This window comes from Pseudoalteromonas luteoviolacea NCIMB 1944 (genome assembly GCF_001625565.1).
Lineage (GTDB): Bacteria > Pseudomonadota > Gammaproteobacteria > Enterobacterales > Alteromonadaceae > Pseudoalteromonas > Pseudoalteromonas luteoviolacea_F.
Window position 1 is genome coordinate 248,142 of record NZ_AUXS01000064.1, and the last position, 14,992, is coordinate 263,133.

At 41.3% G+C, this 14,992-nt stretch carries 7 protein-coding genes; 3 read left to right on the forward strand and 4 right to left on the reverse strand.

Annotation, left to right across the window (positions count from 1 at the left end; genetic code table 11):
* Nucleotides 1-69 precede the first annotated feature (69 nt).
* Nucleotides 70-3,234: a DUF3427 domain-containing protein gene (locus N483_RS21900; protein ID WP_023397951.1), complete on the forward strand. Its 3,165-nt coding sequence runs from the start codon at nucleotides 70-72 to the stop codon at nucleotides 3,232-3,234.
* A gap of 26 nt (nucleotides 3,235-3,260) precedes the next feature.
* Here N483_RS21900 and N483_RS21905 read toward each other — a convergent pair whose 3' ends face one another.
* From N483_RS21905 to N483_RS21920, 4 genes are all read right to left on the reverse strand, one after another.
* The gene (locus tag N483_RS21905) at nucleotides 3,261-5,222 is read right to left on the reverse strand and encodes an ATP-binding protein (RefSeq protein ID WP_023397952.1); all 1,962 of its coding nucleotides are present in this window, start codon (nucleotides 5,220-5,222) and stop codon (nucleotides 3,261-3,263) included.
* Nucleotides 5,223-5,233: 11 nt separating this feature from the next.
* Entirely contained in the window at nucleotides 5,234-8,242 is a 3,009-nt protein-coding gene (locus N483_RS21910; protein WP_023397953.1) for a DEAD/DEAH box helicase family protein, read from the reverse strand.
* Nucleotides 8,243-8,246: 4 nt separating this feature from the next.
* The gene (locus N483_RS21915) at nucleotides 8,247-8,849 is read right to left on the reverse strand and encodes a class I SAM-dependent DNA methyltransferase (RefSeq protein WP_023397954.1); all 603 of its coding nucleotides are present in this window, start codon (nucleotides 8,847-8,849) and stop codon (nucleotides 8,247-8,249) included.
* 648 nt (nucleotides 8,850-9,497) lie between these two features.
* Complete coding sequence (locus N483_RS21920; protein ID WP_023397955.1) at nucleotides 9,498-11,003, reverse strand: calcium-binding protein; 1,506 nt, start codon at nucleotides 11,001-11,003, stop codon at nucleotides 9,498-9,500.
* Between the two features lie 407 nt (nucleotides 11,004-11,410).
* On the opposite strand from N483_RS21920, the gene N483_RS21925 reads away from it, so the two are divergent.
* Complete coding sequence (locus tag N483_RS21925; RefSeq protein ID WP_023397956.1) at nucleotides 11,411-12,358, forward strand: sensor histidine kinase; 948 nt, start codon at nucleotides 11,411-11,413, stop codon at nucleotides 12,356-12,358.
* A complete protein-coding gene (locus tag N483_RS21930) occupies nucleotides 12,355-12,912 on the forward strand; it encodes a heme NO-binding domain-containing protein (protein WP_023397957.1) in 558 nt (185 codons plus the stop codon). Before N483_RS21925 ends, N483_RS21930 begins: the two co-directional genes overlap by 4 nt.
* The last annotated feature ends 2,080 nt before the right edge of the window (nucleotides 12,913-14,992 follow it).

Genomic DNA, 14,992 nt, shown 5'->3' on the forward strand with positions numbered 1-14,992 from the left:
CACTCATTAAAAAAACGATAAGATACATTCGCTATCAATTAGTTAGAATAAAAACAACAGGATTTGGTCGTGCAGCAAATTGGCATTTACGAGCAGCTGATTACCCAAGTGGTAGAGCAAAACTTAAACCGCGAACAATTTTACATTGGTGAACGTCAGCTTGAATCAAGCGAAGCCTCTGTGTGGCTATCTCGCTTTCTCTCAAAACTGGTCGCCAATGCCATTGATGCCATCCCAAATAGTGATGACAACCGCATCACCAAGCAAATCGAACTGGCTAATAAACTGGTATTTTGGTTAAAAAATCACATCAAAGACGAGCAATTAATCAGTGAAAACCTCATTGATTCACAAGGTCGCATCCTCACGGCCCTGTTTGACAAGCAAAACCCAATTTCGAGTGACTTACCAAGCTACAGCAAAGACATATTCCCACAAACTGGACTGAGCCAAAGTGAGCTATTTTCTGGAGCAAACGCAGGAATTTCCCTTGAAAGCGAAATCAAAAGAGAGATCTTATCAAGTGACACCATATACTGGCTGGTTTCATTTATACGCTGGACAGGGCTGCGCATTTTTAAAGAAGAACTAAAGCGCTATGTTGAAAGCGGTAAACAGTTAAAAGTAATCACCACTTCTTACATGGGCGCGACTGAGCAGCGAGCCATCGACTTTTTAGCCAGCTTGCCAAACACCCAAGTAAAAATCAGCTACAACAATGATAGCCAACGCCTACATGCCAAATCCTATTTGTTTTTAAGAGATAACGGTTTTCACACCGGCTATATTGGCTCGTCCAACTTATCAAAAGCCGCATTGTCTAACGGTTTAGAGTGGAATTTAAAAGTCACCAACCAAGAGATCCCACACATTATTCAAAAAGCACTTAGCACCTTTGAAACCTATTGGGAGTCTGACGAATTTGAGCGCTATACAGGTAAAGCCCCTTGCCAAAACAAATTAACGCAAGCGCTCAATGTCGCAAAGAGTCAACAAGCTGATACCTCACACTTTTATTTAGATATTCAGCCAAAACCGCATCAAAAAGCCATGCTTGAAAAGCTCAGTGCTGAACGAAGCGTACACGGTCGATATAAAAACCTAGTAGTTGCAGCCACAGGCACTGGTAAAACCTTGATCTCCGCGTTCGATTTTGCGCGATTTTTAAAGCAAAACCCACAAGCGAAATTACTCTTTGTGGCCCATCGAGAAGAGATATTAAAACAAGCGCGTTCAGCATATCGCGCTGTACTCAAAAACAACCAATTTGGCGAACTATGGGTCGGACAACACAAGCCAAGCAGCTTTAACCACCTGTTTGCGTCAATCCAAACGCTCAATAATCAATTAGAGTCGCTTAACCTCACTGCCGACTTTTATGACTACATTATCATTGACGAAGTACACCATAACGCAGCAAACAGCTACCGAGGCGTGATTAATCATTTTACACCCCGCATCTTACTCGGTTTAACTGCAACGCCCGAAAGGCAAGACGGCGGCAACATTCTCAGTGATTTCAATGATGTCATTGCCGCAGAGCTTCGATTACCTGAAGCCATCAATAATCGCTATTTGATCCCATTTCAATACTTTGCCATTGATGATGACACGGATCTCAGCCGTGTTTCTTGGCAACGTGGCCGTTACGATGTTGGTGCGCTTACACACGTATTCACTCAAAACGACCATCGTGCCCTAAAAATCATGCAAAGCCTAGCGGACATCGTCACGAACGTGCGCACCATCAAAGCCTTGGCATTTTGTGTTAGTAAGCAACATGCCATATTTATGGCCGAGCAATTTAACTTAAAAGGCATTAGCAGTGATGTACTAACCAGTGACAATGCCAATGACAGACACAATAAACAGCAAGCCCTCAGGCAAGGTGATATTCAAATATTATGTGTGGTTGATATTTTTAACGAAGGCGTAGATATTCCAGAGGTCGACACCCTGCTATTTTTACGTCCAACAGAAAGCTTAACTTTATTTTTGCAACAACTTGGCCGTGGCCTGCGCCTAACCCAAGATAAAGAATGCTGTACCGTTTTAGACTTTGTGGGTAATGCACGACCTGAATATGACTTTGCCAGCAAGTTTAGAGCGTTGGTTGGTAAAACCAATACGTCAATCAGCCAAGAGATTGAAAGCGGGTTTGCACATCTGCCTTTAGGTTGTCGCATTGAGTTACAAAAACAAAGTAAAGACATCATTCTTAAAAATATTAAAGGTGCCATAAACAACAAGCGTCGACTGCAAGCACTGCTCAACCGCTACCATCAAGACACCAACTTACCGCTCACACTCGCTAACTTCTTACAAGTTAACCCAAGTGTGACTTTAGAAGATGTTTATAAGCTCTCTCAAGGTAAATTAGGTGGATGGCATTGGCTAACCAATCAAAGTGATGCAACATCGGAGCTTGAACAAGCTCAAATACAAGCCTACTACCGCGCTATTAATATCCAGTTAATTACATGCAACTCACTCAGTTACTTGCAGTTTTTACGGTCTTTATGTAACCATGACTTTGATTTTACTGAGCTAAAAAACACGCCAAACAGCACTGCATTTGCTTTAATGGCGCACTACAACTTTTGGGAAAAAACCGGTGAGCAAATAGGACACCAAGACATAACAACTAGCTTAAAAGCACTTGCCAATAAGCAACTACAAGCTGAGCTCAGCGACGTGCTCAACATTTTAATAAACCGTATTCATCACCAAGAGCAATCACTGTCGGGCTTACCAAATACAGCCTTACAGTTACATAGCCGATATTCTCGTGAGCAGATACTCGCAGCGATTGGCGCAAGCACCTTTGAGAAAAAGTCACCTGCACGTGAAGGCGTTTTAGAGCTTAAAAGTCACAATATCGAGCTGTTATTTGTGACCCTCACTAAATGCGAGAAAACCTATTCCCCAACCACACTATACAAAGACTTTGCCATCAGCCCCACCCGCTTTCATTGGCAATCACAAAACAGCGCAAGGCCTGAGCGAGGCAAAGGCTTGAGCTATATTACCCACCAAAAAACTGGCAAGCGCATCTACTTATTTGTACGAGAGCAAAACAAAGATGAAAACGGTCGCACCATGGGCTTCGTCAATTTTGGTGAGGTGCGATATGTAACGCATACAGGCAGTCAGCCAATGGATATTACGTGGGAGTTACTTCACCCCATGCCAAGTGAGTTATGGCATGAGGCTGGGAAGTTGGCGGTTGGGTGACTAACACTACAGCTTTATTTAAATTACTAAAAGTCAAACGAATCTGTAGTAGCAAAATAATCATTCCAATACTTTTTCCAATCTTGGCTAAGACCGAATTTATTCCCATCAAAGTTTTCTTTTATTACTAACCAAGGTTCTTCCATTACAACTTCGTTTTCTCTTAATGCTCTAGATATATTATTTGGTTTCTTTTTAACACTACATTGTACATTTTCATTGTATGAAGTGGTAATTTCAGAACCAGTACTCTCTTTGAAGCCCATTCCATCTCTTATCACTAACCCAATAAATATTATAGGAATATAAACCGTACCTTTTACTTTCAATTCGCTTATATTACTCGGAAGGCACTTTAGTAATTCAATATTCCCCAGATTAAGATCTTTAGAAACCTTTCCATTAAATTTTGCTTGTAAATGAATCTCATCTGTCGATGTAAGAAACGGCAGAGCTGTATTCTTGCGATAGTCATTTACATCTAAAATAGCATCCTTTACCGAACGAAAGTCTATCTTAGGGATTTCGATATACTCATTGTCATCAATTATCAAGCCCTTGGGTTCATCTTTTGTTTTTAACAAATCTGCGTAACAGCCATAATCTAACGAATATAAATTAAACCTCTTTCCTACGTGACTTTTAGCAGAGACTCCCATCTTGATAAGGTGCAGAATTCTTGAATCATAAAGAAAATCTAAGGTGGTGTTTTTAGCTTCAGCTCTAACAAGAAAGCCTCTTGACCTTCTCATACCTATAACTTTGTTGACTATCCAATCAAGCATATTTAGAGCTTCTTCATTAGAGTTTATATCCTTGCTTTTATTTGTCTGGAACCATTTTCTGGCAGAATCTCTGATTTTGGTAACCTTTAACTTTTCATCAGAGCTATGCATCGCGGCGTCAGAAATTATATATAGAGCATCTCTTGGAATCCCTTCTGAAGCCCTAACAAACTCTTCAACCGCAATTTTAGAACCAAACAGATCCAACAAAAACGTACTTTTATCTGTAACAACTGATGGATTTAGTGCACAGCAGTGCTTAAAAACTAATTCACTAAAAAACTCTATTGCCTTCTCTTTATCGTTATCGAAAACCATAAACTCATCTAGATTAATCGACGAGGCGGCATCAGATGAAACTTCGATACCAATAGGAACACCCTCTTTAATTACTCGCAGGTTGCTTCTGTGTTCTATTGCAGCAATTTTAACGTTTACAGAAGGGATGCCAAATAATGTCCTTTTGAAGATATCGGCTAAATATGGTTGTATGTCTAATGGCACTTCACTCCATTCATCAATTAATATCCAAAGCCTTTTAGAAGGGAATAAAGAGACAATCTCTTTTATTATTTTTGTTATTGAAGATATATGTATTTTTCTTCTCTCTACACCACTAAAAGTGGATTTATCACTAGTCGAAACAGACTCAGTGCTTCCAGAAGAACTTGCCATTTCGAACAACGGAGCCGACGTCAATTTAGCTGTGTATGTATTGTTTAAAGTATCTGAATTTACTTTTGATTTTTCTAAACTGCTTTCACCTTCAATAGTCACTTTCGTCGCGAGGTCTATAAACTGGTCTAAAAGCTCAATGGCTTTAGTAAATGATAAATCTTCCTCGTTACCATTTTGGACAAGTGAGAGCAATTGCTCATGAATGTCGCACAAAATATCACAAAATAAACGTGAAGCTCTTTCAAAAACAGGGATATTTGATTCAGAAAATATGCCTCCTGTAGAGCCTAACAGCCTTAAATCTAGCTGAATCACACACATATTTTCTTCAGACAAATGGTTTGCCAAGTACTTTAGTAAATGGGTTTTACCTGTTCCCCTCCTACCGTATACCAATTGGTTTTCACCCAAACATAAATTAGAGAAAATATGGTCAAGATGAACAAATGATTTTACTAAATAATCATCATTATTCCTCTCCGCTCTTTTCGCTATATGCATCACTAATCTGTTCAAATTGTCCATTAAATTTTCACCTAGCCCATGTTATCTCTCAACCGCGCAAACGTTACAAACTCATCACTGGCTTCCATTACTGCATACTCTGGGTTTCTTGCCACAAGTAGGTAAGTTACTTCACCTTGCGCATTTATCTGTTTTTGTACATCGCGTAATAAAAATTGCTCATCGCCTGCGCTGTCAAAGCGTTCTATGGCAATGGTGGTATTGGTGATCGAGCCTGCATTATCGGGTGTGATGCGCTCAAGTAGGAGTAGATCACCATCTAAAATAGGGTGTTTGCCGCCGTTCATGGAATTGCCGCTGGCGTGCGCCAAAAAGTGTTTTTGAGGGTCGACTTTACCGCAGCCGTCAGGGGCTGGCAGGGTTGTCATATTACTGGTGTCGCCCGTTTTAAAATGTCCGCACGCGATTTTTAAATTTGGGAAATATGGCAGCTGAACAACATCGGCTTCATCCGCTGAGATTAATTCAGCGCCTATTGAGCTGTCGTTTTTGCCCTCAACCTCTTGATGAATGTTGCTATTAGCTTGCTGCTTTTCAAACTCGGCTAACTTATCACTTTTACTTTTGAGATAATTAGCAAGTCGATATTGGCTTAGCTCTAGTGTGCAGTCGTAAAGCTGTGCTACATCTTGCTCATTAACCTCGATGTTAAGCTTAAATAACGCATCCTCAATGGGTGTATTTTCTGGCTGTTCAACCACAAACCAATGATGTTCTTTGCGCTTGTGCGCAGGTTTGGTAATGTCAGTAAACGCATTTATCGGATTGATTAACCAATACTTAAACCAAGCTGCACTGCCTTTGGTTTTACTTTGATCTTTTTTAGCAATGTCTAAGGCACGCAACTGCGGGTAGTGCATCAGTACATCGTAACTTTTATCGGCCAATACCTTTAAGCTGGGGGGATTTGAAACCCCGTCCAATGCAACAAACGCTTCCAGCAAAATAGCTTTAAAGCATTTTGTCATGGGTGTTTGCTCAACACCTTTATGTAAGAATGCTTGGAAAGGTGCAAGCCACTTTGAGGTGATGGTTTTACTAAATCCTACGTTTGCCACCAGCTCAAACCAACTGCCCTGCTGCTTGGCTTTTTTAATATCGCCATATTCATAGTAAAACTCACTGGCACTGGGGCCATGGCCGAGTAACTCAGCAAGGTTTTGATAGTCTTCAAGTGCGGTGGTGCGCTGCGCTTTAGCAAGCTTTTTCCAAAAGTCAGTAATGGCCAAATCGTAATTAATAAAACAGCCATCGGGTAATGTGCTGTTTTGCTCGTTGTGCTTTAGTTTTGTCGCCAATTCTTTGAGAGAGTGTGCACCGAGCAAGGCATAGGGTTTGTTTAAAAAGCTGTGGTGATTACCAATAAAATCCATCACCACTAAATGGGTTTTATCAGGGCATTGTCTGAGCCCTCTGCCGAGCTGCTGCATAAACAAAATTTTAGACTCACTGGGCCTGAGCATCATCACGGTATCAATGCTCGGAATATCAGTGCCTTCGTTGAATAGATCGACACTGAATATCACCTGTAGCTTGCCCGACTCCAACTGTGCGAGCGCTTCACAACGTTTTACTTTTGAGTCACCGTGTACAGACGCTGCGCTGATCCCCGCCTGATTAAAGTACTCTGCCATATGATCGGCATGCACTCTGGAAATACAAAACGCCAGCGTGCGCGTTTGTGCAAGCTTACGATAGTGCTGTAACGCATGTTTGGCTCTTTGCTCTGTGGCAAAGTGATTATCTAAGCTTTTTGGGTCAAACTTGCCATTTCGCCATGGAATGGCGGTGTAGTCTACGCTTTCATCCCAAATGCCGTAATAATGAAATGGCGCGAGCGTTTTCGCATCTATGCCTTGCACCATATTACGCTCATACACGAGGTTATTGTCACACAAGCCCAAAATATCCGCTTGGTCGGTACGCTCTGGCGTCGCGGTTAAGCCCAGCAAAAACTGCGGGGTAAAATACGACAAGACATTGCGATACATTTTACTGCTCGCATGATGAAATTCATCAATGATGATGTAATCAAAATGCGTTGCCGAGAAGTTAGCTAAATTACTGGCTTTACCGAGAGTTTGAACTGATGCAAATAAGCAATCCGACTCGATGTTTTTACACTTTGCGTTGTAAAAACCAACTGTGCAGCTCAGCAACTGAGCAAAGGTTTTGGCCGCTTGTGTGAGAATCTCATCACGATGCGCAACAAACAAGATTTTTTTAGCTTTTACCTGCTGTACATCCAGTGCCGCGAGCCAAGTTTTCCCCATGCCAGTTGCAAGTACCACAAGGCCGCGTTTATAGCCATTGGCTCTGGTTTGGGCAAGCTTTTTTAATGCTGCTTGCTGCTCGGGCCTTGGGGGGAACACCTCAAATGGTTCTTCATTGGTATCTGTAGTCACAGCGCGAAATTCAGGTTTAACTCTGCGCTTGTGATACTGTTCAATCCACTCACCAGTTAGGCTAGTCACTTGTGGATGATTAAATACGGCCTCAAACGCCCGCTTAAATTCAAAAAAAGCATCATCGTTAGTGTTTGGCGCAACAGGCAAGTAGTCATGCCTAAAAGCCCACTCTAGCCCGCTTGTCAGTGCCACTTTACTAATATTGTTCGAGCCAACAAACGCGCTGCCCCCATATATCTGGCCGTCTTCACCCTGTGTTTTGGTGAAAATGTACGACTTCATATGGAAGCTATCTTGGGGTTTAGTCTCAAACACCCTCAGCTCAGCCCCCAAACTTTGTAGAGATATAAGCGCTTTTAGTGCCTGCGGACAGGTATAGCCTAAGTAATCAGAGGTAAGTAGTTTGAGGCTCGTGTCATTATTCAGCGCGGTATACAGGGCATCAAACAGTAAATTGAGCCCTGAACGCTGAATAAAAGAAACGGAAATTTCTATCTCATCAGCGTGTTCGATAGCTTGCAGCAGCGCAGGAAGGAGCGGATCATCCCCTCCGGTATAGAGTTGTTTTTGGGTGTTTAATTGATGTGTTCTTCCTTGGTTAAAACTATTCACTTAATTAATCCTTCCTAAGTAAACAATTTAACCAAAGTTCATTCTCTCGCCCGGGCCGCCTATCTTCAGTCACCCACACTTTGATGGCAGCAAATGAAGGTAGCCCCTCAAGCAACTGCGCTAAGCCTTCTTCATCGAGATCTGAGAAGTGCCGCTCGCCGTGCATTCGTTCACCTTGCCCATGTTTAAAGGAGGCATACATGACCCCCTTGGGCTTGAGTGCTTGTTCAAGGTTTTGCATGACGCTTGGTAAGTTGCGATGTTCAACATGCAATAAACTGGCACACGCCCAAATACCATCGAACTCTGCAACGTGATTGAATGATTCAAAGCGTGCGTGTTGCACTGGTTGGTTTAGCAGGTTGGAAGCAATTTCAACGAAGTCAGGACAGGCATCCATCGCGCTTACCTGAAAACCTTGCTTTTTGAATGCCAATGCATCACGGCCACTGCCACATCCTGCATCGAGAATATGCTGCTGCGAATTGGGTTTATCTTGCAGTGCTTGTAAGAAAGGCGTGTACAGTGGCTGCATATCTACATTCAGAGTAGCATCTGCAAATTCTTGGGCATGTTGACTGTAATAATGGAAAGTAGACTCGGACATCGCTCACCTTAAAAAATAATACTCTGCGGTGGCACGTATAGACTACTACTGACATTGATAGGTCCTGCTATACGCGATTTAAAAGTCCTTTAACCGCTTACTTCTAACTAATTACTATTAACAAATAACTTTGTATTAATTATTTTATAGTTTCCCATCATTAAACACGATTTCCCACACTATTTATAGTGTTTTAGCTCAGGTTTTGGGAACTTTTATGGATAAATTCTGGCTGTGCCAAAAACAAATAATTCACAAAACCTTTTAATTTAGCAATTTCTTATCATTACTGTCTATTACACCTAATTACAACAATTCCAGTATGCACACTTATCCTTGAGACAACGTATTTAAGCTTTGTACTGGCAAATATGCGGTTATTTTTTGGAGCATGTTAGCTTTGAATCAAGCTCAGGCTGAGAGTCACTTTGAGTCAACAGCAAATGGATCCTGACCTTCGTCAGGATAACGGGGTTTGGAAACTGCTTTCGTTCTTCCCTTCTTTCATTGAGGGTTTGAAATCAACTTTCACACTCCACTCTCGTCATTGTGGACTTGCCCCGCAATCCACGCTGAATTTCAAAGTTTATACCCAAAAAAGCCCACTATCGTGGGCTTTGCGACTTAACACCTGATTGCCAGATTAGATTAATTGTTGCACGCTACGGAGTCACCATCTTTGTCATAACATGACTGAGAATGACCCAATTGAAACTTGCAGTAATAAGCCACCTTGTTTTCTACACAGTTGGTGTAAGTACCATATGCACCATAGCCAGACCTAAACGTCACACCCCACTCATAATAGGAATAAGGGGCTGTATTTTTATTTGATTGCCAACGCTTAAATACTGCGGGGGATACAATGTCATAAAGAACCGAGGGCTTTTGATTTTTACCGTAGTCTCTCCAGCCTTTTTTAAACCCTGTATGAGAACCATCTAACTCTACTGCGGCATTTGCGGCGTCATAATAGGGATTGTCGAAGTTCTTTTTCTTATCCACTTTGGATAGTAACCCTTGGTAGTCTTTTACCCAAGTTGTGCTTTCACAGCTATTGAGAAACGCCATCCCTTTGTCTTCACCTTTCCCGCATGTCCCCTCGGGTGCGCTGTCGCCAGTCCATATGTAGTCACCGTTCTTGCCGCCATGTATTTTGGCATCAAAGTTAGTAGAAAGCGCAATAATTACGTCATTACCTCCACCGCCTTCTTGGTTAGAGTTTTCTCCATTTGTGACAATAATGTCATCACCACCATTGCCCCATGCCTTGTGCCAACGCTGGTTGTTCGGGTTTCCATCACCGTTTTCAAACAGCGCATCATCTCCTTCTCCGCCATATAGCCTGTCTTCTCGGCCACTGTTGCCTGTTAAATAGTCATGTCCGTCGTCACCGTATAAGGTGTCGCTGCCACTGCCCCCGCTCAGAACATCATGACCGTCCCCACCATACAGTTTGTCTGCTCGGTCATCACCATCATTACATGCTGACTGCTCATAAATGTTCGCGCCATTAGCATTTTCTAGCGTGCAGCCTCCACCAATATAGTCGTTACCATTACCACCATATAGGGTGTCGGAGCCCTGACCGCCCATGATCAGGTCGCCACCATTTTCCCCTGTAATAATGTCGTTGTTGTAGGAGCCAAAAAGTGTGTCATGACCGTTACCACCGCTGATCCTATCATTGCCGTAGCCACCATCTATTTCGTCATTACCATGGTCTCCAATCAGAAAGTCATTGCCGCTGCTGCCAAATATTTTATCGTTGTCGCTACCGCCACGAATGTAATCGTTTTTTCGACCTGTTGTGATATTGTCATTGCCATTACCGCCATATACCTTTTGCACAACTGCTATATCTTTGCCGTTGTAGGTGTCATTGCCGCTGTTCAAAGATGCCTGGATCACATTAACTTGGCTTAGATAAAACTTGTCGCAGCTCGAGCTGCTGCCTGATTTTCTAGTCACTGTTAAATCGTCACCAGACATGCTTAAAGTAAACTTTTCGCTGCTATTCGTACCACTAATTTTTAGAGTGTCACCATCAATATATGCAGAAGCCCCATCACTTAGACCGCCACAGCCTGCCAGCGCATAATTCGACAAACCTAAAGTTAAAGCAGCGCAGATTGCCCTTTTTTTAAATGTCATTTTGTATCCCCAAAGTAATTGATAAAAAGGCCTTTTATTCCTTTATTTGACCACTTTGAGGAGCCTAGAAAGCAAATAAGTAAGAAAAGTGAAGATATTCCGCCACGGAGTTTTATGGCACTGATGGCAAGTAATTTGGCGGATATTGCCAGTACCAAATTGCAAAACAACTTTGCTTTTCGTAAGTTGACTTAACAAACCTTTGTTTTCGCATTTTGGAAAAAACCTCCCTCTTGTTCCATGTTTGCAAAATGCAAATAAGCCAAAGAAGCCAGTCTAAGAAAAGCCAAACACTCATTGTTACCTTCTGATTTAAATGAATAAAACATCTTAGACAACCCATGCTAAATAATATGGAGCCATTCTTGCTTGTAAGTAACTAAGTGTAACGACTGATTTGGATTTGCATGACAACACTAGAAGCAAATAACACAATCGCGCTACTCGAGAAAAAGTTGCAGCGTGCGCTGGCTGGCAAAGCACACGCTGAAGACCTGCTTGAGTCAAAGTCGCGCAGTTTGTACAAAGCAAACGAGGAGCTTTGTGCGGCGCTCGATGCGCTGAAAAAGCAAGAAGAGCAATTGATCCAGCAAGAAAAAATGGCATCTTTAGGTCAACTTTCTGCGGGGGTGGCACATGAGCTCAATACACCTACAGGCTATGCAAGGTCAAATATCGAAACGCTAAAAATGTACTTAGTCACTCTGTTAGCTTACCAAGATGACCTTGAAAAAATGGTCCCCAACGAGCAGCAGATGCTGACGCTAAAGTCCAGTTACGACGTCGCCATTATCCAAGATGATATTCCCGATTTAATGGACGAGTCTTTGTGTGGGCTCAACAAAATTGCTTCTATCGTCACTGAACTGAGAAACTATACACACATTGACAACGAAGAGATGGCACCTGAAGATCTTAACTTGGTGTTAGATCAAGCCATTAATCTAGCACAAAGCAGCTTTAAACATCATGCGACATTAAACACACAACTTAGCCAATTACCCAAGCTCAGTTGTAGTGGTAACAAGCTATGCCAAGTGTTCTTAAACCTCTTAATTAATGCCGGGCAAGCCATAGAAAAGCTCGGCAAGATCGACATAACTAGTAGTTTCGATGACAAAAACATTTATGTCACCATCGCGGACAATGGCATTGGGATCTCAGCACAAAACTTACGAAATATCTTTGACCCCTTTTTTACTACTAAACCCGTTGGAAAAGGCACTGGCCTAGGGCTGTCTATTTCATACAAAATAATTCAACAACATAGGGGCCGCATTGCCGTTGAAAGTACTGAAGGTGAAGGGACAGTTTTTACCATTAGCCTGCCGTTGGCACAGGAATCCGTATCATGAAAGGACATATATTTATCTTACTCGAAGAATTTGTCAGCGAAGTCGCGGGTGAAGCGTTATTATATGATGCATTAGAAGCTTGCTCGTTTGATACCAGTACAGGTTTTGTGCGTACGGAAAACTACCCGGACGAGCAACTCATCGAATTGGTCGACACTGTGATCAAAAAAGCGGGGATCAGCCTAGAGAAGGCACATTTTGATTTTGGAAAGTGGTTATACCCACGTCTTTCGGGCTTGCTTCCAAAGCAATTTACAGACTACGCACACCCAGCATATGTGCTAAAACAATTGGACGACTTACACCACGTAGAATTAAAAAAGCTCTACCCTGACGCGCAGCCACCTAAATTTCAATATTGTGCACTATCTCCCATCGAAGCTAACTTGATATACACATCACCGAGGAGAATGTTTGATTTGGTAGAGGGTGTACTTGCTGGAATGGCACAATTCTATGGTGTGCCATTGCATGTCACTAAACAAACTGGTTGGCAAGATAACCAGAACTGTGCCAAATACACTATTGTTTATGCAAAAGAGGTTGCCATTTAATACTATTCTGTCAGTAATCCCTTTTACGTAGCTTAACATCCGCGATAAACAAACGAAGAGGTAAATATAATATCGCCAAACAACAGACAATGTAATGAATCGCTGATACTTGGCGGTAGGCGGCCAACAAAATGTCATTTTCCAAATAACCGCGTAATATAAACTGAGCAAAAAACATTGTAATGTTGCAGGTGCTGCTATAGAGAACTACGCGGGTAGATTGAGAAAAACTGATATTTCGCAGTCTGTGAAGCGTGTATATACAAATCATAAATGCGGTTAAAAAGCACATTTTAGTAAAATAAAATAGTCGCCTTCGAACCAAATAATCCATATCAGCATCAAGGATTGCTTGGTTCACATACCCATCTGTCATATACAACATAACTATGGTCCAAACAGTGATGCTCCAGGAGATCAAACTTTTCTCAGAGTCTGTTTTTACAGCTTGATTTCTATCATAGAAGAATCTCACGCCTTTCTTTTTTAGCATGAAAATCAGGTATATAAAAACAACAGGCACGACCAATTGATAGGCTCTTACTGCGATCCAGTTGTACAACTCGGGTTCTAAAGATTGTGCCACAGCATAGCCTCAGTCGATTTAACACTCTTCTTGGTCATTTTTTCGACCTCTTATATATCGCTTGTAATCGGCAAATAGTTGCATTGCTAAATATGAAAATATGGCAACAAAATAACATATCTGAACACTCACTATTACTATTACAATCCAAGGCCGTAAAGCCTCTGATTCCAAGTAGCCTCGAAAAATCAGTTGCATAAAATTCACGGTAGCGCTAGGTATGACCAAATACATGGAAAGTCTAGAAAGACGAGAAAACGTACACCCTCGGAGTGTATGCAATGCTATGATGATAAAGATAAAAAACAAAGCCAAGGACAATTTTATTACGTAAAACAATCTTCGCCTCAATAGATAATCCATCTCGAGCCCAATCAATGAGAAGTGGAGTAAATGATCAATCCATTGCAGGACAAACATGACTGAAATAGTTATTCCCCATGAAACTAGATCTTTATCTGACGTATCTGTTAATTTTAAACGCTTATCATAAAAGACTGCGATACCACGCCTGTAAGCTTGTAAAATAAAGTAAAAGAATGCCGCATATACCGCAGTTCGGTAGCCCCAATAGGCTATTGTTGCAAGTTCTACTTGGTCCAGTCGTATCATAGATGAATTCTCAGTATATCTCTTTTCATTGCGGGCCTTATATTACAGTAAAGTCCTTATTTTGTAGTTTTTTCAGTACTGGGAAATTGGACTTAAACTCCAGTTTAAAGCAATTCTTAGTCTTTAATTAGCTTTTTTTCTTGCTGCATACCAACGTCGGTAAAGCCTTGATATGGGTAAAGTCAGTATTGTTATGGTTAGGTATAAATAACATAGAGACGCATTAGCTCGATATAAAGGGCTTAGAATATTTGTTTCCATATATCCCCTTAAGATAAACTGCAAAAAGTGTACTGTTATCAGCAATAAGTAAATGTAGTAAATAAATCTTGTTGCTTGAGAGAATGAACACCCTCGTAAGGCATGCAGAGCATAAATTGCAAAAAAGATTACAAGGCCTGTACAAATTTTAAGGAGATAAAAGAGTCTACGCCTCAAAATATAGTCCATATCCAATCCTATAATAGCGATATGCATAGGATTATCAATAAACTGCATAATATAGACAACACAAAATGTTATTCCCCAAGAGACTAGATCTTTATCATCATCGCTTTTTAACTCTCTAGTCCTATCGTAAAACATGGATATATCATGACGTTTTACTTCATAAATAAAATAGAACAAGGTAACAGTCATAATGACTTGAAAGGTTCTAAATGGAACTGCAGGGTAGTTTTCAAATATGTACTGGAACACTGTTAATTCTCACTTTCTACCAAATACTAAGCTACGTTCAATCAGCAAATAATCAGGACACTGCGATATCACATCGAGTGCAAATTAACCAGTTCGAATTCGATAAGATTGATACAGCTCCTTTGCGGGGTATGACAGTAAAGTAATAGAAATCAAAACATTGTGAACCGCATTAAACACCCT

Bases quoted from the DNA above. Each gene is read 5' to 3' on its own strand.
- N483_RS21915 (WP_023397954.1), bottom strand. From the start codon at position 8,849: ATGTCCGAGTCTACTTTCCATTATTACAGTCAACATGCCCAAGAATTT.
- N483_RS21920 (WP_023397955.1), bottom strand. From the start codon at position 11,003: ATGACATTTAAAAAAAGGGCAATCTGCGCTGCTTTAACTTTAGGTTTG.
- N483_RS21930 (WP_023397957.1), top strand. From the start codon at position 12,355: ATGAAAGGACATATATTTATCTTACTCGAAGAATTTGTCAGCGAAGTC.
- N483_RS21925 (WP_023397956.1), top strand. From the start codon at position 11,411: ATGACAACACTAGAAGCAAATAACACAATCGCGCTACTCGAGAAAAAG.
- N483_RS21905 (WP_023397952.1), bottom strand. From the start codon at position 5,222: ATGGACAATTTGAACAGATTAGTGATGCATATAGCGAAAAGAGCGGAG.